The following is a 26,143-nucleotide window of genomic DNA, read 5'->3' as shown; positions in this document are numbered from 1 at the left end:
GGAGCGCTCGCTCGGCGACTGGGCCCTGCGCTTCCTGTGCCTGACGCTGGCCGTGACGCCGCTGCGGGTCCTGACGGCCACTCCCGCACTGGCGCGCTTTCGCCGGATGCTCGGGCTCTTCATGTACTTCTACGCGGCGCTGCACCTGCTGGCCTACAGCTGGTTCGACATGGGCTTCGATCCGGCCGAGATCGCCAGCGATATCCCGAAGCGCCCGTTCATCCTGGTCGGGTTCACGGCCTTCCTGCTGCTGACGCCGCTGGCGGCCACCTCGTTCAACCGTGCGGTGAAAGCGCTGGGGGCGCGCCGCTGGCAGGCGCTGCACCGCCTGGTCTATGTCGTCGCCGGGCTGGCCATCCTGCATTTCTTCTGGATGCGCGCGGCCAAGCACAACTTCGCCGAGGTGGCGCTGTATGCCGCGATCCTGTCCGTCTTGCTCGGCTGGCGGGTCGGGCAGGCGTTGAAGAAGCGCCGGATGGCGGCGCCGGCGCCGGCACGGCGGCGCCAGCCGGAACTGCGTTAGGGCAGCAGCCGTTCCAGCCGGAGCTGGTCCGCGATCGATTCGCGGCCGCGGATCACGGCTGCGCGGTCGCCTTCGACCAGCACTTCCGCCGCCCGGCCGCGGCTGTTGTAGTTGCTGGCCATGCTCATGCAGTAGGCGCCGGCCGACATCACGGCGAGCAGGTCCCCCGGCCGGACCGCCAGCTCACGGTCGCGCGCGATCCAGTCGCCGCTCTCGCACACCGGGCCGACCAGATCGTAGGTGCTGGCCGGGCCGCCGCCCGCGGCGACCGGCACGACGGCGTGCCAGGCCTGGTACATCGCCGGCCGCGGCAGGTCGTTCATCGCGACATCCACGATGCAGAAGTTCTTTTGCTCGCCCGGCTTGAGGTACAGCACTTCGGTGAGGCACACGCCGGCGTTGCCGACCAGCGAGCGCCCCGGCTCGATGAGGAACTGCCGGTCGCCGAAGCCGCGTGCGTCGAGCTTGTCGAACAGCTTGCGCCACAACGCGTCCGCCGCCGGCGGCTGCACGCCCTGGTAGTCGATGCCCAGGCCGCCGCCGAAGTCGATGTGCGGCAGCGCGATGCCGGCCGCTTCCACGCTCTCGACCAGGTCCAGGATGCGCTCCATGGCATCGAGGTATGGCGCTGCGTCGGTGATCTGGGAGCCGATGTGGCAGTCGATGCCGACGACCTTCAGCCCGGGCAGGGCGGCGGCGCGGCGGTATGCGGCCAGGGCACGGCCATGTGCCACGCCGAACTTGTTGCCCTTGAGGCCGGTGGAGATGTAGGGGTGGGTCTTGGGATCGACGTCCGGATTGACCCGGATGCTGACGGGGGCCGTGGTGCCGCTGGCGACGGCCACTTCGCTCAGCACCTCCAGTTCGGCTTCGCTCTCCACGTTGAAGCAGCCGATGCCCAGCTCCAGCGCGCGCCGCATCTCGGCGCGGGTCTTGCCGACGCCCGAAAAGATGATGTCCGCTGCCCGGCCACCGGCGGCCAGCACCCGTTCGAGCTCGCCGCCCGAGACGATGTCGAAGCCGCAGCCGGCCTGTGCGAACACCTGCAGGATGGCCAGCGACGGATTCGCCTTCATCGCGTAGCAGATGCGCGCCCGGCGCCCGGCGAAGCCGCGCTGGTAGGCGCCCAGCGCCGCCAACATGGCGGCCTTGGAATAGACGAACAGTGGCGTGCCGTGCTCGCGGGCCAGGTCGGCCAGGCGCAGCTCCTCGACGAACAGTTCGCCGCCACGACTGGAAAAGAAAGGCTGCCCGGGCAGGGCGGTGGTGTGGGTGGTCATTGGCCGGGAATCGGGGAGGCGGTGCCGGTGGCGGGGGCGGAGGCCGGCGCCGCCGGGCGCAGGGTCTGCGGCAGCGTGGCGCGCTGTGCGGCGACCGGATCGGTGGGCAGGAACAGCGGCCCTTTCTGCCCGCAAGCGGCGAGCGGGCCGACCACGGCAGCCGCGAGGACAAGCCGCCGCGCCGGCGCGCTGACTAGAATTCTCGAAACATTCAACATGGTGAAATTGTAATGACCGACCCCGAGTTCATGGACCAGGCCGAGTCGCTGCTGGGCCGGGTCGAGGCGTGCTGCGACCGCATCAACGACGAGTCCGACGCGGACGTCGACAACCAGCGCGTCGGCGGCATGGTGACGCTCACCTTCCGCAACGGCAGCCAGATCATCGTCAACCTGCAGAAGCCATTGCACGAGGTCTGGCTGGCGGCGCGCGCCGGTGGCTTCCATTACAAGTTCGATGGCGCCCGCTGGGTGGACAGCAAGGGCAACGGCGAGTTCTTCGCCAACCTCAGCCGGTTCGCGAGCGAGCAGGCCGGGCAGCCGCTGCAGTTTTCCTAGTTCCGGAACAGGTCGAGGATGCTGCGGCGCTCGTCGGAGGGAGCCGGGGCCGGCCGGTTCGGCGGCAGGCCGTCGGAATTCATCAGGCTCTTGTCGTAGGGCACGCCCGGTGCTCCGGGCGAGGGCGCGCCGCTGCCGTTGTCCTGCGCGGGCGCAGACATCCCCAGGCTGCTGACGCCGCGCCCCGGTGCGTATTCGTCGAAGTACCACTCGCCGCCGACGTTCACGACGCCTTCCGGCGCCGAGGGTTCCATCACCGGCACGCCCTTGAGCGCGGTCTCCATGAAGTTGATCCAGACCGGCAGCGACAGGCCGCCGCCGGTCTCGCGGTCGCCGAGCGAGCGCGGCGTGTCGTAGCCCATCCAGACCACGGCCATGAGGGTCGGCTGGTAGCCGGCGAACCAGGTGTCGATCGAGTCGTTGGTGGTGCCGGTCTTGCCGTACAGGTCGACCCGCTTCAGGGTCGCCTGGGCCCGGGCTGCCGTGCCTTCGCGGGCGACCTCCTGCAGCAGCCGGCTCATCACGAAGGCGTTGCGAGCGTCGATGGCCCGCACGGCCTCGTTGGGCAGGGGCGGCTGGCTTTCGACGACGACCTTGCCGCGCTGGTCGGTGATCTTGGAGATCAGCCAGGGATTGACGCGGTAGCCGCCGTTGGCGAAGACCGAATAGGCCGTGGCCATCTGCATGGGCGTGACCGAGCCGGCGCCCAGCGCCATCGTCAGGTAGGGCGGGTGCTTCTCGGCGTCGAAGCCGAAGCGGGTGATCCAGTCCTGCGCGTTCTGCGTGCCCACGGCCTGCAGGACCCGGATCGAGACCATGTTCTTGGACTTGGCGAGCGCCTTGTGCAAAGGCATGGCCCCCTCGAACTTGCCGTCGTAGTTCTTCGGCTCCCAGGGCTGGCCGCCGGTGATCCCGGCGTCGAAGAAGAGGGGAGCGTCGTTCACGACCGTGGAAGGCGTGAACCCTTTTTCCAGGGCCGCGGAATAGATGAACGGCTTGAACGACGAGCCCGGCTGCCGCCAGGCCTGCATCACGTGGTTGAACTTGTTCTTGTTGAAATCGAACCCGCCGACCAGCGCCTGGATGGCGCCGTCGCGAGGATCGAGCGCCACGAACGCGCCCTCCACTTCGGGCAGCTGCGTGATCTCCCAGTCGCCCTTGGGCGTCTTGACCACGCGGATGACAGCGCCGCGGCGGATCTTGATCTTCGGCGGCGCCTTCTCGGACAAGCCGGACTGGGCCGGCTTCAGGCCCTGACCGGTGATTTCCACCCGCTCGCCGTTCTGGCGCTCGGCCAGGATCTTCTTCGGGCTGGCTTCGAGGACCACCGCCGACATCACGTCGCCGTTGTCGGGGTGCTCGGTCAAGGCGTCGTCGATGTCGTCTTCGGCCTCCTTGTCGCTGTCGGGGAGGTCGACGAACTGCTCCGGCCCGCGGTAGATCTGGCGCCGCTCGTAGTTCATGATGCCGGCGCGCAGGGATTTGTAGGCGGTTTCCTGCCGGGTGGCATTGATGGTCGTGTACACGTTGAGGCCGCGGGTGTAGGCCTCGTCGCCATACTGGGCGAACACCAGCTGGCGCACCGTCTCGGCGATGTATTCGGCATGCACGCGGGCATTGCCGGTGGCGCTGCGGAACTTGAGCTCCTGCTTCCTGGCCGCTTCGGCTTCCTCGTGGGTGATGAAGCCGTTCTCCTCCATCCGCTCGATGATGTACTGCTGGCGGGTGCGGGCGCGGGTCGGGTTCGTGAGCGGATTGTTGCCCGACGGCGACTTGGGCAGGCCGGCCAGCATGGCGGCCTCGGCGATCGTCAGGTCCTTCATCGGCTTGCCGAAATAGGTCTCGGCCGCCGCCGCGAAGCCGTAGGCCCGGTTGCCCAGGAAGATCTGGTTCATGTAGATCTCGAGGATCTGGTCCTTCGTGAGCAGGTGCTCCAGCTTGAAGGTCAGCAGCACCTCGTACAGCTTGCGGGTGAAGGTCTTTTCCGACGACAGGTAGACGTTGCGCGCGACCTGCATCGTGATCGTCGACGCGCCCTGGCTCTTGACCCGCCCGAGGTTGGCGACCGCCGCCCGCACCAGGCCGCGATAGTCCACCCCGCCGTGGGAATAGAAACGCGCGTCCTCGATGGCGAGCACTGCGTCCTTCATCACCTTGGGGATCTGCGCGATCGGCGTCAGGCTGCGGCGTTCCTCGCCGAATTCGCCGATCAGGACGCCGTCGGACGAATAGACCCGCAGCGGCAGCTTGGGCCGGTAATCGGAGAGCTCGGAGATGTCCGGCAGGTTCGGATAGGCGACCGCCAGCGCCACGCCCCCGACGATCACGATGGAGACGAGGCCGGCCGCGACGAGGCCGAAGGTCCACAGCAGTGCCCGCAGGACAAGGCCGCGCCAGCCGGCCGGTGCTGGTGGCGAGGCGGGGCGCTCTTCACGGGTCGGTTCAGATGGCATGTGGGTCCAGTAGCGTGGCTGCGGCCATTATAAAAATCGCCCCCTTGCCCCCTGCTGAACGGCAGGGGACGCGAAACGGACTCGATGTGAGCGCATGCTCACTCGTGGCGATGCCCGGCAGTATCGCAGTTTCCAACGTAGGCTTTTGGCAACGGGTCTAGTGTTCAGGTGGCCAAAAATCCTTTGCCGACAATGACGTTACTGCTAGCATTCAAGTGAAACTTTAAGTTTGTTACGTCTTGAAATACCCGCGGCAGGAGACTGAATGAGCTTTTTCGGGTCGATCTTGAGTCGGCAGCCGGCGCCCCTGCTCGGGCTGGACATCAGCTCGTCCAGTGTCAAGCTGGTGGAACTCGGCCGGGACAAGGCGGGCGAACTGGTCCTGGAGCGTTGCGCCATCGAGCCGCTGGAGCGGGGCTGGGTCGTCGACGGCAACGTCGAGAAGTTCGAGGAAGTCGCCGACGCGATGCGCCGGGTGGTGAAGAAGAGCGGCACCCGCACCAAGAACGTCGCCATGGCGCTGCCGCCGTCGGCGGTGATCACCAAGAAGATCGTGCTGCCGGCCGGGCTGTCCGAGCAGGATCTGGAAATCCAGGTCGAGGCCGAGGCCAATCAATACATTCCGTTCTCGCTCGACGAGGTCAGCCTGGACTTCTGCGTCCTCGGGCCGAGCACCACTTCCGCCGGCGATGTCGAAGTGCTGATCGCCGCATCGCGCCGGGAAAAGGTGCAGGACCGGCAGGGCCTGGCCGAGGCCGCGGGGCTCAAACCGCTGATTGTCGACGTCGAGTCCTACGCCTCCCGGCTGGCCGCGGGCCGCCTGATCGAGACCCTGCCGAACGGCGGCGTGGACACGATGGTCGCCCTGTTCGAAGTCGGCGCGTTCACCACCAGCATGCAGGTGATCCGCAACGAGGAAGTGCTGTACGACCGCGACCAGGCCTTCGGTGGCGCGCAGCTGACGCAGCTGATCGTGCGGCAGTATGGCTTCTCGCCCGAAGAGGCCGAGAACAAGAAGCGAAACGGCGACCTGCCCGAGGACTATGCGACCGGCGTGCTCAAGCCCTTCGTCGACAGCCTGGCGCAGGAAGTGGCCCGGGCCCTGCAGTTCTTCTTCACCAGCACGCCGCACAACCGCGTCGACTATGTGATGCTTGCCGGCGGCTCCGCCGCCCTGCCCGGGCTCACCGATGCGGTCACGGCGCAGACGTCCTTCCCCTGCCACCTGGCCAACCCGTTCGAAGGCATGCAGATCGGCCAGGCGGTGCGCGAGAAGAAGATGCGGCGCGAAGCGCCGTCGTATCTCACGTCCTGCGGTCTGGCGATGCGGAGGTTCCTGCAGTGATCCTGATCAACCTGCTGCCGCACCGGGAAGCGGCCCGCAAGCGCCGCCGCGAAGCGTTCTACGTCACGCTGGTGCTTTCGGCCATGGCCGGGGTGATGATCGCCGGCGGCGTGTACGTCTGGTACGCGGCGCAGATTTCCGAGCAGCAGGGCAAGAATCTGGTGCTCACGGGCGAGATCAAGCGCCTCGAGTCGCAGATCAAGGATATCGCCACCCTGCAGGCCGAAATCGCCGCGCTGCGCGCCCGCCAGCAGGCCGTCGAAGACCTGCAGGCCGACCGCAACATGCCGGTGCACCTGCTCAACGAGCTGGTGCGGCAGACCCCCGACGGGGTCTACGTCACGAGCCTGAAGCAGGAGAACCAGACGGTGTCGATCCAGGGCGTGGCCCAGTCGAACGAGCGCGTGTCCGAGCTGCTGCGCAATCTCGGCAACAACAGCGCCTGGCTGGCGCGTCCGGAGCTGGTGGAGATCACCGCCGGCAACGTGAACCTCAGCCCGCGCGACCAGCGCCGCGTTTCCAACTTCACCATGCGCGTCAGGCTGCTGCGCGCGAGCGAGCAGAAATCCGCTGCCGCCGCCAGTGCGGCCGGCGGCGCGGTTCCCGCCGCGTCGAGCGCGGCGGCGGCGCCGGCCTCGAGCGCGGCGGCCGCCGCGGCGGCGGGCGCTGCTGCCTCGGCCCGCAGGAGCTGACCATGGCGAGCGTCAACATGCCAAAGATCGACTTCGCCGCCATGCAGCAGGCGGTGACCCGCCAGTTCCGCGGCCTGAACCCCAACGACCCGGGCTCCTGGCCGCTGCTGCCGCGGATCGCCTTGTGCGCGTTCCTCATGGCGGCCATCGTCGCCGTGCTCTGGTTCCTGTGGCTCACCGGCTCGGCGGAGGAGCTCGAGGCCGAGCAGAAGAAGGAAGTCAAGCTGCGCGAGGACTACAAGAAGAAGCTGGCGCAGGCCGTCAACCTGGACGCGCTCAAGAAGCAGCGCGAGCAGGTGCAGCAATACGTGACCCAGCTCGAAAAGCAGTTGCCCAGCAAGGCCGAGATGGACGCGCTGCTGTCGGACATCAACCAGGCCGGCCTCGGCCGCAGCCTGAACTTCGAACTGTTCCGCCCCGGGCAGGTGAGCGTCAAGGAGTACTACGCCGAACTCCCGATCGCCGTGCGGGTGACCGGCCGGTTCCACGACATGGGCGCCTTCGCTTCGGACATCGCCAACCTGTCGCGGATCGTGACGCTGAACAACCTCGCATTCGCGCCGGTCAAGGACGGGAACCTCACCATGGACGCGACTGCGAAGACCTTCCGCTATCTGGACGCCGAGGAAGTGGCGTCGCAGCGCAAGGCGGCGCCAGCGGGGAAGAAGAAATGAGCCGCCACAGCGTCATCAGCATCGCGGCGCTGTCGCTGTTGCTCGGCGCCTGCAGCCAGTCCGGGCAGGACGAACTGCAGGACTGGATGCGCCAGCAGCGGGCGCAGACGCGGCCGAAGGTCGACCCGATCCCCGAGCCGAAGCGGTTTTCGCCGCAGGCGTACACCGAGGAGCGCTCGGTCGACCCGTTCAGCAACCAGAAGCTCACGCAGGCACTGCGGCGCGAATCGGCGCAGTCGACGTCCAATGCGGCGTTGGTGGCGCCCGAGCTCGCGCGGCGCAAGGAGCCGCTGGAGGCGTACCCGCTGGATGCGATGGCGATGGTCGGCAGCCTGTTGAAGCAGGGCAAGCCGATGGCGCTGGTGCGCGTCGACAACCTGCTGTACCAGGTGCGTCCCGGCAATTACCTGGGGCAGAACTACGGCCGCATCGTGAAGGTGACCGAAACCGAGGTGGTGCTGCGCGAGATCGTGCAGGACGCGGCGGGTGAGTGGATCGAGCGCCCAGCCACATTGCAGCTGCAAGAGAGGTCGAAATGAACAAGAAACTGGTCCCCTGGCGCAGCGCATGGGCGTTCGCGGTCCTGCTGTGGTCGGTCGGGGCGGCGTGCCTGCCAGCCGTCGCCCAGGCCCAGCCGGTCGTCGAGGCCGTCAGCACCCAGATCCAGGGCGGGGTCGAAGTCGTACGCATCGATTTCTCGCAGCCGCTGCAGGCCGTGCCGGCCGGATTCGCGATCCAGTCCCCGGCCCGCATCGCGCTGGACGTCCCCGGCGCCAGCAACGGCCTGGGCCGCAACACGGTCGAAATCAACCAGGGCAACGTGCGTTCGGTCAACATCGTGCAGGCCGGCGAGCGCACGCGGCTGGTGGTGAATCTCAAGTCGGCGGCGTCGTACAGCGCCCAGTTGCAGGGCAAGTCGCTGCTGGTGGTGCTCGGTCAGACCGCGGTGGCTGGACCGGCCCCGTCGGCCGCGCCGGTCTTTGCCGAAAGCCGCAACGCGGAGACCCAGCCGATCAGGGACCTCGACTTCCGCCGTGGCCCCGACAGCTCCGCCCGCGTGATCGTCGCGCTGCCGAGCAACCAGGTCGGGGTCGACATCCGTCAGCAGGGCCAGAACCTGGTGGTCGAATTCCTCAAGTCGTCGCTGCCCGAGGGCCTGCGCCGGCGGCTGGACGTGACCGATTTCGGCACCCCGGTGAACAGCGTCACCACCTCGCAGGTGGGAGACCGGGTGCGGGTCATCATCGAGCCGCGTGGCGCCTGGGAGCACTCCGCGTACCAGAGCGACAACCAGTTCGTGGTCGAGGTCCGGCAGCTGAAGGTGGATCCGACCAAGCTGAGCCAGGGCCCGGGCTTCACCGGCGAGAAGCTGTCGCTCAACTTCCAGAACATCGAAGTCCGGGCACTGCTGCAGGTGATCGCCGATTTCACGAACTTCAACGTCGTGACCTCGGATTCGGTGACCGGCTCCGTGACGCTGCGACTGAAGGACGTGCCGTGGGACCAGGCCCTCGACATCGTGCTGCAGGCCAAGGGCCTGGGCATGCGCAAGAGCGGCAACGTGCTATGGATCGCGCCGAAGGACGAGATCGCGGCCAAGGAGAAGCTCGACCTGGAGTCGCGCAACGCGATCCAGAACCTGGAGCCGCTGCGCACGCAGTCCTTTCAGCTCAATTACACGAAGGCGGCCGAGATCGCGACCCAGATCACGGCCGGAACCGGCGCCGCCCGGATCCTGAGCACGCGCGGCAGCGTGATCGCCGAGCCGCGCACGAACCAGCTGTTCGTCACCGACATTCCGGCCCGGCTGGAGCAGGTGCAGCAGCTGATCGGAAAGCTGGACATCGCCGTGCGCCAGGTGCTGATCGAAGCCCGCATCGTCGAGGCGTCGGACACCTTCGGCAAGTCGCTGGGCGTGCGCCTGGGCGGCAGCGACCTGCGCGGCGTGCGCGGCGGCGATCCCGGCTACCAGATCAACGGCAATACGCGCGTCGCCATCGGCGGCACGTACAACGCGGTGTCGGCCACCACCGGTGAAGGCTCCGGCACGCTCGACACCAACAACACCACGTTCGTGAACCTGCCGGCGGTGGGGCAGGGCGGCTTCACGCCGTCGACGTTCGCGATCTCGCTGTTCAGCGCCGCCGCCAACCGGTTCCTGAATCTGGAGCTCTCGGCGCTGGAAGCCGACGGCAAGGGCAAGCTGGTGTCGAGCCCGCGCATCGTCACCGCCGACCAGACCAAGGCCATGATCGAGCAGGGAACGGAATTTCCGTACCAGCAGGCCACGTCGAGCGGTGCCACCGCCGTGGCATTCCGGCGCGCCACCCTGAAGCTGGAAGTGACGCCGCAGATCACGCCCGAAGGCAACATCATCCTGGACCTGGACATCAACAAGGACAGCCGCGGCGAAACGACGGCGGCCGGCATCGCGATCAACACCAAGCACATCAAGACGCAGGTGCTGGTGGAAAACGGCGGCACCGTCGTCATCGGCGGCATTTTCGAACTGACGGAAAGCGAAAACGAGGCCAAGGTGCCGCTGCTGGGCGACCTCCCGGCCGTGGGCAACCTGTTCAAGAGCCGGCAGCGCAGTTCCAACAAGCAGGAAATGCTCGTCTTCATCACCCCGAAGATGATCGCCGACCGCGCGGCCGCGCGTTGACAACCCAGATCTGGAAAGAGGAGCGAAGATGCACCTGATGAGACTGCTGGCGGGCCTGCTGCTCGCTGCCTTGATGACAGCTTGCGGCGGTGGCGGCGGGAGTGCCGGCACGACATCCACCGGTGGGGGCGCCAACGCCACTCCGACCATCACGATGGAGCTGGTCGATGCGGCCGGGGCGCCGACAACCAACGTCAGCAGCACCTCGGCATCGTTCGTGCGAGCCACGGTGCGCGACGTGTCCGGCGCCACGGTCGCCGGGACGGTGGTGACCTTCACCAGCGACGCCAACCTGATCGGCTTCGTGCCCGCAGGCGGCACGGCGCTGACCGATGCCAACGGCGTGGCGACGATCCAGCTCACGCCTGCCAATGGCAGCGCCGCCGGCGCCGCCACCATCTCCGCCGCCGCCACCGTGGCCGGCAAGGCGGCCAAGACGGGGACGCTGGGCGTCCAGGTGGTCGGATCCATTTCGACCCCGGATGCGCAGATTCCCGCGGCCGTGGAATTGTTCGCTTCGTCCACCCAACTTTCCTCGGCGCCCAACTCCACCGTGAGCTTCACGGTCGCGGTGAAGGACGCGCAGAACCGCGCCATGCCGACGCAGACGGTGACCTTCACCGCCAACTCCGGCAACCTCATCGGCGCCCTGCCGGCGCCCAAGACAGGCTCCGCGGGCCAGCCGGTGACCAGCATCAGCCTCTCGCCCGGCGGCGACCGTTCCAATCGCGACATTCTGGTGACGGCCAGCGCCGGCGGTGTGAAGCAGACCATGACGGTGGTGGTCACCGGCACGACGCTGTCGCTGGTCGGGGACAGCTCGGTCCTGCTCGGCGGGACGACCAGCTTTGCCGTGACGGCGCGCGACTCGAACGGCTCGCCGATCTCCGGCGCCTCGCTCGCCGTCACCTCTGCCATCGGCAACACGGTGACGCCCTCGCAACTGGTCACCGACGCGCTTGGCGCCGGCAGGTTCACGTACCGGGCGGTCAATTCGGGGACCGACACCCTGTCGGTGCGCGGGCTCGGCGCCAGCACCAGTGCGAGTGTCGCCGTGAGCGCCGAAGATTTCGCCTTCGAAACGCCGGTCGCCAATACCGCCGTCGCGATCGGCGCAGCCCAGAGCGTGACGGTGCGACTGCTCAGTGGCGGTGCTCCCGTCGCCGGTCGGGCGGTCACCTTCAGCACGACACGCGGCGCCATTTCGGTGGCGAACGTGACGACGGACGCCAATGGACGGGCGTCCACGAGCGTCAGTTCCACGACCTCCGGTCCCGCCAGCATCGTGGCGCGGGCCGGCACGTCGCAGACCTTGCTGCCGTTGACATTCGTGGCAACGACGCCGGCTTCGGTCGTGCTGCAGGCCAATCCTGGCGCGGTACTGCCGAATCTGGCCGGATCCACCACCAATCAGGCGACGCTGCAGGCGACCGTTCGGGATGCCGCCGGCAACCCGGTCCCCGGACGCGTCGTCAATTTCACGGCGCTGAGCGACCTGAGCAACGGTTCCATCTCGCCTGGTTCGGGCGTGACCGACGCCAACGGCATGGTCTCCGTCCAATTCATTCCCGGCGCCTTGACCACGGCGAACAACGGCGTGCAGGTGCAGGCGGCCGTTCAGGGGACGACCGTGTCGGGTACCGCCACGCTGACCGTGAGCGGCCAGTCCCTGTTCATCTCGATCGGCAAGGGCCGCCTGCTCGGCGAGCTGAGCGAGCCCGTATACAAGAAGCAATTCTCGGTCTATGTCACGGACGCGAACGGCGCGCCGGTCGGCAACAAGGCCGTCACGCTGTCCGTGTACCCGGATTGGTACCAGAAGGGCGCGTTCTCGCTGGCCATTCCGCCGGGCGGCACATCGATGAAGTGGGTCCAGTTTGTCTCCGCGACCTGCGCCAACGAGGACGTGCGGCGTGACGGGATCGTGATCGGGCAGGACCTCAACGGCAACGGAAAACTCGATCCCGGCCTGCCGGTCGTGGTGACACCCCCGTCGGTCACCACCGACGCCGGTGGCTTTGCGACCTTCTATCTCCAGTACGGCAAGAATTTCGCCAACTGGGTCGACACCATCGTCACCGCCCGGGCGAGTGCGGGCGGCACCGAATCGGTGCAGACTCAGGTCTGGTCGCTGGAGGTCCTGGCCGCCGATATCTCTGACGCCACCAGCGATCCCCCCAACAAGATCAGCCCGTTCGGCCTCTCAGATTCTTGCACCAGCGCCAACTGATCGTTCTGATCGGCCTGCCCGGTTCGGGCAAGTCCACCGTCGGGCGCCACCTCGCCCGGCGGCTCGGGCTGCCCTTTCGCGATTCGGACCACGAGATCGAGCAGCGCATCGGTTGCCCGATTCGCGAGTTTTTCGCCCGCGAGGGGGAGGCGGCGTTTCGAGACATCGAGGAACAGGTCATTGCCGAGCTCACCGGCCCTGGTGACGGGGTCCTGGCCACCGGCGGCGGCGCCGTGCTGCGGCCTGCCAACCGGCAGCGGCTGCGCGACTCGGCCCACGTCGTCTACCTGCGGTCCCCCCCGGAAGAGCTTTATCGGCGGCTGCGCCACGACAGCCAGCGGCCCCTGCTGCAGGTGGCCGATCCGCTGCAGCGCCTGCGCACGCTGTATGAAGAGCGCGACCCGCTCTACCGCGAGACCTGCCACTATGTCATCGAAACCGGGCGCCCCTCGGTGTCGACCCTGGTGAACATGGTGTTGATGCAGCTGGAACTGGCCGGCGCCGTGCCACCGCGCCCTTAAACTGGCGGCCATGGCCGCAGCCTCCTCCGTTCTCCATCAGGTGCCGATCGCCCTCGGCGACCGCAGTTACTCGATCGCCATCGGCGCCGGATTGATCGGCGATCCGGCCAGCTGGTCGGCGGCGCCCGCGGCCGCGCATGGCGTCATCGTCAGCAATACGACGGTCGCGCCGCTCTATGCACGGCAGCTGCAGGCAGCGATCGCGCCCCGCCACCAGCAACTGCACCTGGTGGTGCTGCCTGACGGCGAGGTCCACAAGACCTGGGCCACGTTGAACCTGATCTTCGACGCCTTGCTGGGGCATGGCTGCGACCGCAAGACCGTGATCTACGCGCTCGGTGGCGGCGTCGTCGGCGACATGGCCGGATTCGCGGCCGCCTGCTACATGCGGGGCGTGCCGTTCGTGCAGGTGCCGACCACGCTGCTGGCGCAGGTCGATTCGTCGGTCGGCGGCAAGACAGGCATCAACCATCCCCTGGGCAAGAACATGATCGGGGCCTTCTACCAGCCCCGGCTGGTCGTCTGCGATCTCGACGTGCTGCGGACGCTGCCGCCGCGCGAGTTCAGTGCCGGCCTGGCCGAAGTGATCAAGTACGGGCCGATCGCCGACACCAGCTTCCTCGACTGGATCGAAAGCCACATCGAGGCACTGATGCGGCGCGACACGGACGCGCTGGCGCACGCCGTCAGGCGCAGTTGCGAGATCAAGGCCGCCGTCGTCGGCGAAGACGAGCGCGAGTCGGGCCTGCGAGCCGTCCTGAACTTCGGCCACACCTTCGGCCATGCAATCGAGGCCGGACTCGGCTACGGTGCGTGGCTCCATGGCGAGGCCGTCGGCTGCGGCATGGTCATGGCGATGGAGCTGTCGCGGCGGCTCGGCTTGCTCGACCGCGCCTGGGTGCAGCGGGTGACCAGCCTGCTGCGGCGCGCGGGCCTGCCGACCGTCGGCCCGGCGCTCGGCGCCGACCGCTACCTGCAGCTGATGCGGGTGGACAAGAAGGCCGAAGCCGGCGAGATCCGCTTCGTCCTGATCGAACGTCCGGGCCTCGCGGTCGTGCGCAGCGCGCCCGACGCGCTGGTGCGCGAAGTCATCGCCGATTGCTGCCGTCCGGCCTGAGATGAGCCTCGCTGCCTACGCCTGCGATGCGGCGCAGTCGCGCGGACGACGCCATGCGGAACCACCGGCGCCGACGCGCACGGAATACCAGCGCGATCGCGACCGCATCGTGCACTCGACGGCCTTTCGACGCCTCGTCTACAAGACCCAGGTCTTCCTGAATCACGAGGGGGACCTGTTCCGCACGCGCCTGACCCATTCACTGGAGGTCGCGCAGCTCGGGCGATCGGTGGCGCGCTCGCTGCGCCTGAACGAGGATCTGGTCGAGGCGATCGCCCTGGCCCATGATCTCGGCCACACGCCATTCGGCCATGCGGGGCAGGACGCGCTCGACGACTGCATGCGCGAGCACGGCGGCTTCGAGCACAACCTGCAGAGCCTGCGCGTGGTGGACGAACTCGAGGAACGCTACCCCGCATTCAACGGCCTGAATCTGACCTTCGAGACGCGCGAGGGCATTCTGAAGCACTGCTCGCGGGCCAATGCGCAGCGCCTGGAGGCGATCGAGCCGGGCGGGGTGGCGCGCCGCTTCCTGGAGCGGACCCAGCCCAGCCTGGAGGCCCAGTTGTGCAACCTCGCGGACGAAATCGCCTACAACGCGCACGACATCGACGATGGCGTGCGCTCGGGCCTGATCACGCTCGATCAGCTCGGCGAGGTGGACCTGTTCCGGACCTTCCATGCGCAGGCGCTCGCCGAGCACCCGCGACTGCAGGGCCGGCGCGTGCTGTACGAATCGATTCGACGGATGCTCAGCGCACAGGTCTACGACCTGATCGACGCGACCGGCGCGGCCTTGCGCGCGGCGGCACCGGCCTCGGCCGACGACGCGCGACGCGCGGGGCCGCTGGTCGCGTTCGGTGACGGCATGCGCACCCGATCGGCCGCATTGAAGGGTTTTCTCCTGCGCAACCTGTACCGGCATCCGCAGGTGCTGGCCATGACGGGCCAGGCCCGGCAGGTCGTGCGCGAGCTGTTCGACGCCTACCGGGCGCAGCCGCAGCAGATGCCGCCGGACTTCGCGGCACGCGAGAACCGGGCCCGCGCCGTGGCCGACTACATCGCGGGCATGACTGATCGCTTCGCGATGCGCGAGCACGAGCGCCTCACGGGCACGCGCCTGCTGACCTGAGATGCGCAAGATCGACCCGGCGCTGCTGGTCTTCCTGGGCGGCATCGCCGCCGCCCTGCACGTGGGCAAATTGCCGCCGGCGCTGCCGGCGCTGGCCCAGAGCCTGGGCGTCACGCTGATCCAGGCCGGCTTCCTGCTCTCGCTGGTCCAACTCGCGGGCATGACGCTGGGGCTGGCGGCGGGACTGGTGGCCGACAGCCTCGGCCTGAAGCGGACAATGGTCGCCGGCCTGGTGCTGCTGTCGACGGCCGGGGTGCTGGGGGGCTGGGCGGGCAACCCCTCGGCGCTCATGGCGCTGCGCGCCGCCGAAGGACTTGGTTTCCTGCTTGCCTCGATGCCGGCGCCGAGCCTCATCCGGCGCCTGGTCGAACCGGCGCGGATGAGCGCGGCGCTCGGCCTGTGGGGCGCCTACATGCCGTTCGGCACCGCGTTGGCGCTGCTGCTCGGTCCGCTGGTGATCGCGGGCACCGGATGGCCCGGCTGGTGGTGGCTGCTGGCGGGGTTCTCCGGGGCGGTCGCCTGGTGGCTGTGTCGGGTGTTGCCGGCCGACGTGCCGCACCGACCTGCGGCCGACGGCGCGGCCGCGGGATGGCGCCAGCGCCTGCGGCGCACGCTCACTGCACGCGGACCGTGGCTGGTGGCACTGAGCTTCGCCGCCTATTCCAGCCAATGGCTGGCCGTGATCGGCTTCCTGCCCACGATGTACGCGCAGGCGGGCGTCGGCCCGGCGCTCGCCGGTGCGGCGACGGCGCTGGCGGCGGCCGTGAACGTCACCGGCAACATCGCATCCGGCCGCCTGTTGCAGCGTGGTGTCCGGCCGCACGTCCTGCTCCACCTCGGCTTCGCGGCCATGGGCGCCGCGGCCTTCGTGGCATTCGCGCCGGTGTGGGGCGAACCGGGTCCGCGCGCGGCCGCCGCCCTGCGCTATGCAGCCGTGCTGGTGTTCTCTGCGGTGGGCGGGCTCATCCCCGGCACCCTGTTTTCGCTGGCGGTGCGGCTGGCGCCGGGCGAGGGGACGGTCTCGACCACGGTCGGCTGGATGCAGCAGTGCTCTTCGCTCGGGCAGTTCTGCGGCCCGCCGCTGGTGGCCCTGGTGGCCGCCCGCGCGGGCGGCTGGCAGTGGAGCTGGGTGGTCACGGGCGGCTGCGCCGCGGCCGGAGTGGCCCTGTCCACGCTGATCGGCAGCGCCGTGAGCCGGCCGCTCGCGGCGCCGAATCGGCTGGGGCAGCGGACGTAGAATCGTCGCGTCTTGGCGACGTACCCGGCCGGTCGTGAGCTTCCTCAACCAACTGAAATCGCAGGCCAACGCCTTGCAGAACCAGCAGGGACTGCAGCGGCGGGACCTGGAAGAAAGCATCGCCCGCACCGAGGCGGCGTGCCGCTTCGCGCTCGACTACCTGGGCGACCTGGCGCGCCAGCTGAATGTCATCCAGCCGGCCGCGCCGCGCTTCAGTCTCGATGGCCGCACTCCCTGGCCGGCCATGAAGCTGGCTGAATTCCGGGTCGATTCGCGCAAGAAGCTGATTCTTGCGCGCGAAGCGTTCGAATACGTCGCGATGGGTTGGCGGGTGGTGCCGCAGGTGGGACAGCCCGTCGAGGGCCGGGTCCGGGTCAACTTCCCGCCCGACCTGCAGCGCGTCGAGTCACGCTTGATGATGGGACCGGTCAAGCACGAGCGGCGCGAAATCCGCCATCCGGAGAAGAACACCTTGCAGGCGATCGAGTTCGAATACATCACCGAAACGCGCGGCAGCGTGCACATCACGGCCGATCACGACCGGGGCGCGCTGGGCTTTCGCATCCTCAACGCCAGTGGCTTCGACGTGCTGGAGCGGCGCTTTCCGGCGGTGCGGGTGGCAGCCGAGCTCATGGACGAACTCGCCAAGCTGGTTGTCGGCCAGCCGAACCGCTTCGGATGACCGCCATGGCCCGCCCGGCAGCCGCGGCTACGCTCAAGGATCCATCGTCCAACACGTCCGACGCGCTCGAACTGCGTCCGGGGCAGTCCACGGAACTGCTCAAGGAATTGCACATCCTGACGCGCGAGGGCCGCATCAACCAGGATTCGCGCCGCAAGCTCAAGCAGGTCTACCACCTGTACCAGTTCATCGAGAAGCTGCTGTTGGAGCTGCCCCAATCCCCGGAGCGGCCGACGCTGGCGGACCACGGCGCCGGCAAGTCCTATCTGGGCTTCATCCTCTACGACCTGTTCTTCAAGCCGCGCGGCTGCGGCCACATCTACGGCATCGAGACCCGCGGCGAGCTGGTGGAACGCGCGCGGGCGCTCGCCGGGCGGCTCGGATTCGAGCGGATGTCGTTCCTGAACATCAGTGCCGCCGACGCGAAGGACGAGGCGGCGCTGCCGGCAAGCATCGACGTGGTGACGGCACTGCACGCCTGTGACACCGCCACCGACGACGCGATCGCCTTCGGCCTGCGCAAGCAGGCCCGCTTCATGGTGCTGGTGCCTTGTTGCCAGGCCGAACTGGCGGCGCGGCTGCGCCAGAACAAGGCGCTGTCGCTGTCGCGCACGCCACTGGCCGAGCTGTGGCGGCACCCGCTGCACACGCGCGAGCTGGGCAGCCAGCTCACCAATGTCTTGCGCTGCCTGTACCTGGAGGCAATGGGGTACCAGGTGACCGTGACCGAACTCGTGGGCTGGGAGCACAGCCTCAAGAACGAATTGATCCTGGCGCGCCGCACCGGCCACGGCAAGCGCAGTGCCGGCCAGCGGCTGCGGGCCCTGTTGGCCGAATTCGGACTGGAGTCACTCGAAGCGACGCGTTACGCCGGCATCGCATAATTGGGGTCGGATCAATATTCAGCTGCCCAGTGCAGTCGCGCCATGGCCCGCCTCCCCCGGTTGACCGTTCCCGGTCATCCCCACCACATCATCCAGCGGGGCAACAACCGGCAGCCGATTTTCGCCGCGCCCGACGATTACCAGTCGCTGCTGGACCTGCTGGACGAGCACGCACGCAAGAGTGGGGTCGCGATCCACGCGTATGTGCTGATGAGCAATCACTTTCACCTGCTGGCCACGCCCGAAACGGCTGAAGGCATCCCGGGGCTGATGCAGGCCGTGGGGCGCCGCTACGTCCGCGGCTTCAACCAACGCCAGGGGCGCACCGGCACCTTGTGGGAGGGGCGGTACCGATCAACGCTGATCCAGCCGGAGCGCTACCTGCTGGCCTGCATGGTCTATCTGGATCTCAACCCGGTCCGGGCAGGGCTCATGGACAGCGCTGCGGACTACCCGTGGTCGAGCCACGCGCACTACGTCGGGCGCCGCATCGACCGCCTGGTCACGCCGCACCCGCTCTGGTGGGGGCTGGGCAATACACCTTTCGCGCGGGAAGCGGCCTACAGCGACCTGGTGCAGCGCGGAATCCCGTCGGCGCAGGAGCGCGCCCTCACCGATTCCGTGCTGCGTGGCTGGGCCCTGGGCGATGCGGATTACGTGGCCGAGCTGCAGCGCCGCACCGAGCGCCGGGTGACCAAGAGTCGCGCCGGCAGGCCGCGTGCAGCTGGGCGAGCGCCGGCGCTTTAATCTGTCCCTTATTTGATGGTGGCATCTGATCTATGGAAATAATTGGAATCTGACCCTTATTATTTCGCTTGGCACGCTTGCTGCGCTGCAGTATTCTCGCCGCTTCCCCCAGAACCAGCAGGAGCGCGCCATGACGACGGCTGCCGAGATTTCCCATTTGCAAGCAGAAGGCCTGTATGCGGCCGGCAACGAGCACGACGCATGTGGCGTCGGCTTCGTGGCGCACATCAAGGGCGAGAAGAGCCACGGCATCATCCAGCAGGCGCTGAAGATCCTGGAAAACCTCGACCATCGCGGCGCCGTCGGCGCCGACAAGCTGATGGGCGACGGCGCCGGCATCCTGATCCAGATGCCCGACGCCTTGTACCGGGACGAACTGGCCAAGCAGGGGGTCGAGCTGCCGCCGCCCGGCGAATACGGCGTCGGCATGATCTTCCTGCCCAAGGAACACGCCTCGCGGCTGGCGTGCGAGCAGGAACTGGAGCGGGCCGTCAAGGCCGAAGGGCAGGTGCTGCTCGGCTGGCGCGACGTGCCGGTGGACCGCGAGATGCCGATGTCGCCCGCGGTGCGCAGCAAGGAGCCGATCATCCGGCAGATCTTCATCGGCCGGGGCACCGACGTGATCGTGCAGGACGCGCTCGAGCGCAAGCTGTACGTGATCCGCAAGACGGCCAGTGCCGCCATCCAGAACCTGCAGCTCAAGCACAGCAAGGAGTACTACGTTCCGAGCATGTCGAGCCGCACGGTGGTCTACAAGGGACTGCTGCTGGCCGACCAGGTCGGCACCTATTACCTCGACCTCAAGGACCCGCGCTGCGTCTCGGCCCTGGGCCTGGTCCACCAGCGCTTCTCCACCAACACCTTCCCCGAGTGGCCGCTGGCTCACCCCTACCGCTATGTCGCCCACAACGGCGAGATCAACACGGTCAAGGGCAACTACAACTGGATGAAGGCCCGCGAAGGCGTGATGAGCTCGCCCGTGCTGGGCACCGATCTCAAGAAGCTGTACCCGATCAGCTTCCCCACCCAGTCGGACACCGCCACCTTCGACAACTGCCTCGAACTGCTCACGATGGCCGGCTACCCGCTGAGCCAGGCGGTGATGATGATGATCCCCGAGCCGTGGGAGCAGCACACGTTGATGGACGAGCGCCGCAAGGCGTTCTACGAGTACCACGCCGCCATGCTCGAGCCCTGGGACGGCCCGGCCTCGATCGTGTTCACCGACGGCCGCCAGATCGGCGCGACCCTCGACCGCAACGGCCTGCGTCCGGCCCGCTACTGCGTCACGGACGACGACCTGGTGATCATGGGGTCCGAGTCCGGGGTGCTGCCGGTGCCGGAAGACAAGATCGTGCGCAAGTGGCGCCTGCAGCCGGGCCGGATGTTCCTGATCGACCTGGAGCAGGGCCGCATGATCGACGACGAGGAGGTCAAGGCCAACCTCGCCAACAGCAAGCCGTACAAGCAGTGGATCGAGAACCTGCGCATCAAGCTCGACGACCTGTCCGACACGTCGGGCAAGGTGCCGCACAGCGACGTCGAGCTGCTCGATCGCCAGCAGGCGTTCGGCTACACCCAGGAAGACATCAAGTTCCTGATTTCGCCGATGGCGCAGGCCGGCGAAGAAGGCATCGGTTCGATGGGCAACGACAGCCCGCTGGCCGTGCTGTCGTCCAAGAACAAGCCGCTGTTCAACTACTTCAAGCAGCTGTTCGCGCAGGTGACCAACCCGCCGATCGACCCGATCCGCGAAGCGATCGTGATGTCGCTGGTGTCCTTCATCGGTCCCAAGCCGAACCTGCTGGACATCAATCAGGTGAACCCGCCGATGCGGCTGGAGGTGAGCCAGCCGGTGCTCGATTTCGCGGACATGCAGAAGCTGCGCGACATCGACAAGCAGACCCAGGGCAAGTTCCGCAGCTACACGCTGGACATCACCTATCCCTTCGAGTGGGGCCATGAGGGGGTCGAAGCGAAACTGGCCTCGCTCAATGCCGAAGCGGTGGACGCGATCCGGGGCGGCAAGAACATCCTGATCGTCAGCGACCGGGCGGTGGGGCCGCAGCGCGTCGCCATTCCGGCGCTGCTGGCCCTGTCCTCGATCCACCAGCACCTGGTGCGCGAGGGCCTGCGCACCACCGCCGGGCTGGTGGTGGAAACCGGCACGGCGCGCGAAGTGCATCACTTCGCCGTGCTGGCCGGCTACGGCGCCGAAGCGGTGCACCCGTACCTGGCGATGGAGACGCTGGTCTCGATCTGCCGTGACCTGCCGGGCGACCTGTCGGCCGACAAGGCGATCTACAACTATGTGAAGGCGGTCGGCAAGGGCCTGTCCAAGATCATGTCCAAGATGGGCGTGAGCACGTACATGAGCTACTGCGGCTCGCAGCTGTTCGAGGCCATCGGCCTGAACAGCGGCACCGTGGAAAAGTATTTCACCGGCACCGCCAGCCGCGTCGAAGGCATCGGCGTGTTCGAGATCGCGGAAGAGGCGATCCGCATGCACAAGGCGGCCTTCGGCGATGACCCGGTGCTGGCCACGATGCTGGACGCCGGCGGCGAGTACGCCTGGCGCACCCGCGGCGAGGAGCACATGTGGACGCCCGACGCGATCGCCAAGCTGCAGCATGCGTCGCGCGCCAACAACTGGAACACGTACAAGGAGTACGCCCAGCTGATCAACGACCAGAGCCGCCGCCACATGACGCTGCGCGGGCTGTTCGAGTTCCGCATCGATCCCTCCAAGGCGATTCCGATCGACGAGGTCGAGCCGGCCAAGGACATCGTCAAGCGCTTCGCCACCGGCGCCATGTCGCTGGGCTCGATCTCCACCGAGGCCCACACCACGCTGGCCGTGGCGATGAACCGCATCGGCGGCAAGAGCAACACGGGCGAGGGCGGCGAGGATCCGGCCCGCTACCGCCAGGAGCTCAAGGGCATTCCGATCAAGCAGGGCCAGACCGTCGCCGACATCATCGGCCGCGAGGTCGTCGAGGTCGACTACCCGCTGAACGCGGGCGACTCGCTGCGCTCGCGCATCAAGCAGGTGGCCTCGGGCCGCTTCGGGGTCACGGCGGAATACCTCGCATCGTCGGACCAGATCCAGATCAAGATGGCGCAGGGCGCCAAGCCGGGCGAAGGTGGCCAGCTGCCGGGCGGCAAGGTGTCCAAGTACATCGGCAAGCTGCGCTACTCGGTGCCGGGCGTCGGCCTGATCTCGCCGCCGCCGCACCACGACATCTACTCGATCGAGGACCTGGCGCAGCTGATCCACGACCTGAAGAACGTGGCGCCGCATGCGTCGATCAGCGTCAAGCTGGTGTCGGAGGTGGGAGTCGGCACGGTGGCCGCCGGTGTCGCCAAGTGCAAGAGCGACCATGTGGTGATCGCCGGCCATGACGGCGGCACCGGCGCTTCGCCCTGGTCGTCGATCAAGCACGCGGGCAGCCCCTGGGAAATCGGCCTCGCGGAAACCCAGCAGACCCTGGTGCTGAACCGGCTCAGGGGCCGGATCCGGGTGCAGGCCGACGGCCAGATGAAGACCGGCCGCGACGTCGCCATCGGCGCCTTGCTCGGCGCCGACGAATTCGGCTTCGCGACCGCGCCGCTGGTGGTCGAAGGCTGCATCATGATGCGCAAGTGCCACCTCAACACCTGCCCGGTGGGCGTCGCCACGCAGGACCCGGTGCTGCGCAAGAAGTTTTCCGGCAAGCCCGAGCATGTCGTCAACTACTTCTTCTTCGTGGCCGAGGAAGTGCGCCAGATCATGGCGCAGCTGGGCATCCGCAAGTTCGACGACCTGATCGGCCGTGCCGACCTGCTGGACACCAGGAAGGGCATCGCGCACTGGAAGGCGCGCGGCCTGGACTTCAGCCGCCTGTTCGCCCAGCCCCAGGTGCCGGCCGACGTGCCGCGCTTCCACAGCGAGGCGCAGGACCATGGCCTGGAGAAGAGCCTGGACCGGATCCTGATCGAGCGCTCGCGCCCGGCGATCGAACGCGGCGAGAAGGTCTCGTTCATCGAGCGCGCGCGCAACGTGAACCGCTCGGTGGGTGCGATGCTCTCGGGCGCGGTGACCAAGGTCCATCCGGAAGGGCTGGAGGACGACAGCATCCGCATCCAGCTCGAAGGCACGGGCGGCCAGTCGTTCGGCGCCTTCCTGGCTCGGGGCGTCACGCTGTACCTGATCGGCGATGCCAACGACTACACCGGCAAGGGGCTGTCAGGCGGGCGCATCGTGGTGCGCCCGAGCATCGATTTCCGCGGCATCGCAACGCAGAACATCATCATCGGCAACACCGCGCTGTACGGCGCCACCACCGGCGAGGCGTTCTTCAGCGGTGTCGCCGGCGAGCGTTTCGCCGTACGCCTGTCGGGGGCGACGGCGGTGGTGGAAGGCACGGGTGACCATGGCTGCGAATACATGACGGGCGGCACCGTGGTGGTGCTCGGCAAGACCGGCCGCAACTTCGCCGCCGGCATGTCAGGCGGCATCGCATACGTGTACGACGAGGACGGCCAGTTCGCCAGCCGCTGCAACACCGCGATGGTCTCGCTGGGGCCGGTCGCGCCGGCCGCCGAACAGCAGGCCGGCAAGACCCGGCTGCACAAGGACCAGACCGACGAGGCGCTGCTGAAAAAGCTGCTGCAGGACCACAACCGCTGGACCGGCAGCCGCCGCGCCCGCGAATTGCTGGACAACTGGACGGTCGCGCGCACCAGGTTCGTGAAGGTGTTCCCGAACGAATACAAGCGCGCCCTGGCCGAGATGTACGAGCGCGAAGTCGAGGAGGCCAGCGCGGGCAGCAACGCGCAGGTGTCGATGAAGCACGACAGCGTCGCAGCGGCGTAATCAGGGACGGCAGGCAGGAACGCGGGAGCGGCGGCGCGCCGCCCCGCACGAGGAAAGAACCATGGGAAAAATCACCGGCTTCATGGAATACGAGCGGCTCGAGGAGGGCTACCGCCCGGTCCAGGAGCGCCTGAAGAACCACAAGGAATTCGTCGTCCGGCTCACCGACAAACAGGCGGGCATCCAGGGCGCGCGCTGCATGGACTGCGGGACGCCGTTCTGCAACAGCGGCTGTCCGGTCAACAACGTGATTCCGGACTTCAACGACCTGGTCTACCGGCAGGACTGGCGGGACGCCTTCACGGTGCTGGACTCCACCAACAACTATCCCGAATTCACCGGCCGCATCTGCCCGGCGCCGTGCGAGGCGGCGTGCACGCTCAACATCAACGACGATCCGGTCGGGATCAAGTCGATCGAGCACGCGATCATCGACAAGGCCTGGGAGCAGGGCTGGGTGACGCCGAAGATCGCCAAGGTCAAGACCGGCAAGAAGGTCGCGGTGGTCGGCTCCGGCCCGGCCGGCATGGCCGCCGCGCAACAGCTCGCGCGTGCCGGCCACGACGTCACGCTGTTCGAGAAGAACGACCGGGTCGGCGGCCTGCTGCGCTACGGCATTCCCGACTTCAAGCTGGAAAAGTTCCAGATCGACCGCCGCGTTGAGCAGATGAAGGCCGAAGGCGTGACGGTGCGCACCGGCGTCATGGTGGGCAAGCTGCCCAAGGGCTCGAAGGTGACCAACTGGGCCAAGGAAACAATCACGCCCGAGGAGCTGCGCCAGCAGTTCGAGGCCGTGGTGCTGACCGGTGGCGCCGAGCAGTCGCGCGACCTGCCGGTGCCCGGGCGCGACCTGGACGGGGTGCACTTCGCGATGGAGTTCCTGCCGCAGCAGAACAAGATCAACGCCGGCGACAAGATCAAGGGGCAGATCCGGGCCGACGGCAAGCGGGTGATCGTGATCGGCGGCGGCGACACCGGCTCCGACTGCGTGGGCACCAGCAACCGGCACGGCGCCAAGAGCGTGATCCAGTTCGAATTGATGCCGCAGCCGCCGGAGCAAGAGAACAAGCCGCTGACGTGGCCGTACTGGCCGTACAAGCTGCGCACCAGTTCCAGCCACGAGGAAGGGTGCACGCGCGAGTTCGCCATCGCCACCAAGGAATTCGTCGGCCAGAACGGCAAGGTCACGGGCCTGAAGACCGTCCACGTCGAGTGGAAGGACGGCAAGATGGTCGAGGTACCCGGCACCGAGAAGGTGTACGAGGCCGATCTCGTGCTGCTGGCCATGGGGTTCGTCAGCCCGGTCGCCTCGATCCTGGAAGGATTCGGCGTCGACCAGGACAACCGGGGCAACGCCAGGGCCAGCACCGACTTCGACGGCGGCTACGCGACCAACGTGAAGGGCGTGTTCGCGGCCGGCGACATGCGCCGCGGCCAGTCGCTGGTGGTGTGGGCAATCAGGGAGGGGCGGCAAGCTGCGCGTGCGGTCGACGAATACCTGATGGGATTCAGCGACCTGCCGCGCTGATCCTCTCCGATTTGTGAAAGCTGAACGCAGAGGAAACCGGGCGGGGCCCGGTTCCCGACCGGGGCAGGGGCGGCGGCCGACGGACGGCTGAGCCGTTTGGCGCAAGGTCGTATCATCCCTGCATCCTCATTTCCCGGCCGGCGTCAATCCGGCCTTTCCCGCCGGATGACCGATCCCCATCCCACGGCCCTCGTGGAATGCCGCCATGTGACCTTCGGCTATGGCGAGCGCGTCGTGCTTCAGGACGTCACGCTGACCGTGCCGCGCGGCAAGGTGACCGCGCTGATGGGTGCGTCCGGCGGCGGCAAGACCACGATCCTGCGCCTGATCGGCGGTCAGGTCCGGCCGCGGCAGGGCGAGGTGCTGTTCGACGGCGAAGACGTGGGCCGGCTCGACCAGGCGGGCCTGTACGCCGTGCGCCGCCGGATGGGCATGCTGTTTCAGTTCGGGGCGCTGTTCACCGATCTCAGCGTGTTCGATAACGTGGCCTTTCCCCTGCGCGAGCACACCCACCTGCCGGAAGCGCTGGTACGCGACATCGTGCTGATGAAGCTCAACGCGGTCGGCCTGCGCGGCGCGCGCGACCTGATGCCGTCGCAGATTTCGGGCGGCATGGCGCGGCGGGTGGCGCTGGCCCGGGCCATCGCGCTCGATCCCGAACTGATCATGTACGACGAGCCTTTCGCGGGGCTGGACCCGATTTCCCTCGGCACGGCGGCACAGCTGATCCGTCGGCTGAACGACACCCTGGGGATCACCAGCCTGGTGGTATCGCATGACCTGGAAGAAGTGTTCGCCATCGCCGACCGGGTGATCGTGCTCGGCAACGGCCGCATCGCGGCCGAAGGCACGCCGCAGGAAGTGATGAATTCGACCGATCCACTGGTGGACCAGTTCGTTCACGCACGCCCGGAAGGGCCGGTGCATTTCCACTACCCCGGCCCGAGCGTGCCGGAGGATTTCGGCGGAGGGTTCCGCGGATGACGTCGTCGGGCACGGCCGCCCTGGCCGGGAGCAAGGC

21 protein-coding genes are annotated in these 26,143 nt (G+C 67.8%); 18 read left to right on the top strand and 3 right to left on the bottom strand.

Annotated features, from left to right (window positions below):
- The coding region (locus tag VNT59_RS21345; protein WP_325501910.1) for a protein-methionine-sulfoxide reductase heme-binding subunit MsrQ at positions 1-523 on the top strand (523 nt) is incomplete at its 5' end.
- On the opposite strand, the gene lysA is transcribed toward VNT59_RS21345, so the two are convergent.
- Together lysA and lptM are read right to left on the bottom strand one after the other, a co-directional pair.
- Positions 520-1,803: a diaminopimelate decarboxylase gene (lysA, locus tag VNT59_RS21340; RefSeq protein WP_325501908.1), complete on the bottom strand. Its 1,284-nt coding sequence runs from the start codon at positions 1,801-1,803 to the stop codon at positions 520-522. The genes VNT59_RS21345 and lysA overlap by 4 nt on opposite strands.
- Positions 1,800-2,021, bottom strand: coding sequence for an LPS translocon maturation chaperone LptM (lptM, locus tag VNT59_RS21335; RefSeq protein ID WP_325501906.1), 222 nt, complete (start codon positions 2,019-2,021; stop codon positions 1,800-1,802). Before lptM ends, lysA begins: the two co-directional genes overlap by 4 nt.
- A gap of 12 nt (positions 2,022-2,033) precedes the next feature.
- Here lptM and cyaY point away from each other — a divergent pair, with 12 nt between their 5' ends.
- Positions 2,034-2,360 carry an iron donor protein CyaY gene (gene cyaY, locus VNT59_RS21330; protein ID WP_325501904.1) on the top strand — a complete coding sequence of 109 codons (327 nt, stop codon included), beginning with the start codon at positions 2,034-2,036 and terminating at the stop codon, positions 2,358-2,360.
- On the opposite strand, the gene VNT59_RS21325 is transcribed toward cyaY, so the two are convergent.
- Entirely contained in the window at positions 2,357-4,813 is a 2,457-nt protein-coding gene (locus VNT59_RS21325; protein ID WP_325501902.1) for a penicillin-binding protein 1A, read from the bottom strand. The genes cyaY and VNT59_RS21325 overlap by 4 nt on opposite strands.
- A 265-nt stretch (positions 4,814-5,078) precedes the next feature.
- Here VNT59_RS21325 and VNT59_RS21320 point away from each other — a divergent pair, with 265 nt between their 5' ends.
- The 16 genes from VNT59_RS21320 (at position 5,079) to VNT59_RS21245 (ending at position 26,106) form a co-directional block, all read left to right on the top strand.
- The gene (locus VNT59_RS21320) at positions 5,079-6,158 is read left to right on the top strand and encodes a pilus assembly protein PilM (protein WP_325501900.1); all 1,080 of its coding nucleotides are present in this window, start codon (positions 5,079-5,081) and stop codon (positions 6,156-6,158) included.
- Positions 6,155-6,850, top strand: a complete 696-nt coding sequence (locus VNT59_RS21315) for a PilN domain-containing protein (protein WP_325501898.1) — start codon at positions 6,155-6,157, stop codon at positions 6,848-6,850. Before VNT59_RS21320 ends, VNT59_RS21315 begins: the two co-directional genes overlap by 4 nt.
- A 2-nt stretch (positions 6,851-6,852) precedes the next feature.
- Positions 6,853-7,524, top strand: coding sequence for a type 4a pilus biogenesis protein PilO (locus tag VNT59_RS21310; RefSeq protein ID WP_325501896.1), 672 nt, complete (start codon positions 6,853-6,855; stop codon positions 7,522-7,524).
- Positions 7,521-8,063 carry a pilus assembly protein PilP gene (locus VNT59_RS21305; RefSeq protein ID WP_325501894.1) on the top strand — a complete coding sequence of 181 codons (543 nt, stop codon included), beginning with the start codon at positions 7,521-7,523 and terminating at the stop codon, positions 8,061-8,063. Before VNT59_RS21310 ends, VNT59_RS21305 begins: the two co-directional genes overlap by 4 nt.
- Positions 8,060-10,189 carry a type IV pilus secretin PilQ gene (pilQ, locus tag VNT59_RS21300; protein ID WP_325501892.1) on the top strand — a complete coding sequence of 710 codons (2,130 nt, stop codon included), beginning with the start codon at positions 8,060-8,062 and terminating at the stop codon, positions 10,187-10,189. The genes VNT59_RS21305 and pilQ overlap by 4 nt, the downstream gene beginning before the upstream one ends.
- 28 nt (positions 10,190-10,217) lie before the next feature.
- Positions 10,218-12,419 carry an Ig-like domain-containing protein gene (locus tag VNT59_RS21295; protein WP_325501890.1) on the top strand — a complete coding sequence of 734 codons (2,202 nt, stop codon included), beginning with the start codon at positions 10,218-10,220 and terminating at the stop codon, positions 12,417-12,419.
- Complete coding sequence (locus VNT59_RS21290; protein WP_325501888.1) at positions 12,401-12,940, top strand: shikimate kinase; 540 nt, start codon at positions 12,401-12,403, stop codon at positions 12,938-12,940. Before VNT59_RS21295 ends, VNT59_RS21290 begins: the two co-directional genes overlap by 19 nt.
- Before the next feature lie 10 nt (positions 12,941-12,950).
- Positions 12,951-14,057 (top strand): 3-dehydroquinate synthase, encoded by a 1,107-nt coding sequence (aroB, locus tag VNT59_RS21285; protein WP_325501886.1) that lies wholly within the window; start codon positions 12,951-12,953, stop codon positions 14,055-14,057.
- A 1-nt stretch (position 14,058) separates the two neighbouring features.
- On the top strand, positions 14,059-15,189 hold the full coding sequence (locus VNT59_RS21280) for a deoxyguanosinetriphosphate triphosphohydrolase (RefSeq protein WP_325501884.1): 1,131 nt from the start codon (positions 14,059-14,061) through the stop codon (positions 15,187-15,189).
- A 1-nt stretch (position 15,190) separates the two neighbouring features.
- A complete protein-coding gene (locus VNT59_RS21275) occupies positions 15,191-16,426 on the top strand; it encodes an MFS transporter (protein WP_325501882.1) in 1,236 nt (411 codons plus the stop codon).
- A gap of 34 nt (positions 16,427-16,460) precedes the next feature.
- Entirely contained in the window at positions 16,461-17,108 is a 648-nt protein-coding gene (locus tag VNT59_RS21270; protein WP_325501880.1) for a hypothetical protein, read from the top strand.
- A gap of 5 nt (positions 17,109-17,113) precedes the next feature.
- Entirely contained in the window at positions 17,114-17,992 is an 879-nt protein-coding gene (locus tag VNT59_RS21265) for an SAM-dependent methyltransferase (protein ID WP_325501878.1), read from the top strand.
- Between the two features lie 42 nt (positions 17,993-18,034).
- Positions 18,035-18,739 carry a transposase gene (locus VNT59_RS21260; RefSeq protein ID WP_325501876.1) on the top strand — a complete coding sequence of 235 codons (705 nt, stop codon included), beginning with the start codon at positions 18,035-18,037 and terminating at the stop codon, positions 18,737-18,739.
- 130 nt (positions 18,740-18,869) lie between these two features.
- Positions 18,870-23,594, top strand: coding sequence for a glutamate synthase-related protein (locus VNT59_RS21255; protein WP_325501874.1), 4,725 nt, complete (start codon positions 18,870-18,872; stop codon positions 23,592-23,594).
- A gap of 61 nt (positions 23,595-23,655) precedes the next feature.
- Complete coding sequence (locus VNT59_RS21250; RefSeq protein ID WP_325501872.1) at positions 23,656-25,122, top strand: glutamate synthase subunit beta; 1,467 nt, start codon at positions 23,656-23,658, stop codon at positions 25,120-25,122.
- A gap of 165 nt (positions 25,123-25,287) precedes the next feature.
- Positions 25,288-26,106 (top strand): ABC transporter ATP-binding protein, encoded by an 819-nt coding sequence (locus VNT59_RS21245; RefSeq protein WP_325501870.1) that lies wholly within the window; start codon positions 25,288-25,290, stop codon positions 26,104-26,106.
- Positions 26,107-26,143: the final 37 nt, after the last annotated feature.

Source organism: Ramlibacter sp. (genome assembly GCF_035554825.1).
GTDB lineage: Bacteria > Pseudomonadota > Gammaproteobacteria > Burkholderiales > Burkholderiaceae_C > Ramlibacter.
This window is presented reverse-complemented; position numbering and strand designations above follow the sequence as displayed.

Coding starts and splice junctions, on each gene's coding strand:
- lysA (WP_325501908.1), bottom strand. CDS start 1,803: ATGACCACCCACACCACCGCCCTGCCCGGGCAGCCTTTCTTTTCCAGT.
- lptM (WP_325501906.1), bottom strand. CDS start 2,021: ATGTTGAATGTTTCGAGAATTCTAGTCAGCGCGCCGGCGCGGCGGCTT.
- cyaY (WP_325501904.1), top strand. CDS start 2,034: ATGACCGACCCCGAGTTCATGGACCAGGCCGAGTCGCTGCTGGGCCGG.
- VNT59_RS21325 (WP_325501902.1), bottom strand. CDS start 4,813: ATGCCATCTGAACCGACCCGTGAAGAGCGCCCCGCCTCGCCACCAGCA.
- VNT59_RS21320 (WP_325501900.1), top strand. CDS start 5,079: ATGAGCTTTTTCGGGTCGATCTTGAGTCGGCAGCCGGCGCCCCTGCTC.
- VNT59_RS21310 (WP_325501896.1), top strand. CDS start 6,853: ATGGCGAGCGTCAACATGCCAAAGATCGACTTCGCCGCCATGCAGCAG.
- VNT59_RS21305 (WP_325501894.1), top strand. CDS start 7,521: ATGAGCCGCCACAGCGTCATCAGCATCGCGGCGCTGTCGCTGTTGCTC.
- pilQ (WP_325501892.1), top strand. CDS start 8,060: ATGAACAAGAAACTGGTCCCCTGGCGCAGCGCATGGGCGTTCGCGGTC.
- VNT59_RS21295 (WP_325501890.1), top strand. CDS start 10,218: ATGCACCTGATGAGACTGCTGGCGGGCCTGCTGCTCGCTGCCTTGATG.
- aroB (WP_325501886.1), top strand. CDS start 12,951: ATGGCCGCAGCCTCCTCCGTTCTCCATCAGGTGCCGATCGCCCTCGGC.
- VNT59_RS21280 (WP_325501884.1), top strand. CDS start 14,059: ATGAGCCTCGCTGCCTACGCCTGCGATGCGGCGCAGTCGCGCGGACGA.
- VNT59_RS21275 (WP_325501882.1), top strand. CDS start 15,191: ATGCGCAAGATCGACCCGGCGCTGCTGGTCTTCCTGGGCGGCATCGCC.
- VNT59_RS21265 (WP_325501878.1), top strand. CDS start 17,114: ATGGCCCGCCCGGCAGCCGCGGCTACGCTCAAGGATCCATCGTCCAAC.
- VNT59_RS21260 (WP_325501876.1), top strand. CDS start 18,035: ATGGCCCGCCTCCCCCGGTTGACCGTTCCCGGTCATCCCCACCACATC.
- VNT59_RS21255 (WP_325501874.1), top strand. CDS start 18,870: ATGACGACGGCTGCCGAGATTTCCCATTTGCAAGCAGAAGGCCTGTAT.
- VNT59_RS21250 (WP_325501872.1), top strand. CDS start 23,656: ATGGGAAAAATCACCGGCTTCATGGAATACGAGCGGCTCGAGGAGGGC.
- VNT59_RS21245 (WP_325501870.1), top strand. CDS start 25,288: ATGACCGATCCCCATCCCACGGCCCTCGTGGAATGCCGCCATGTGACC.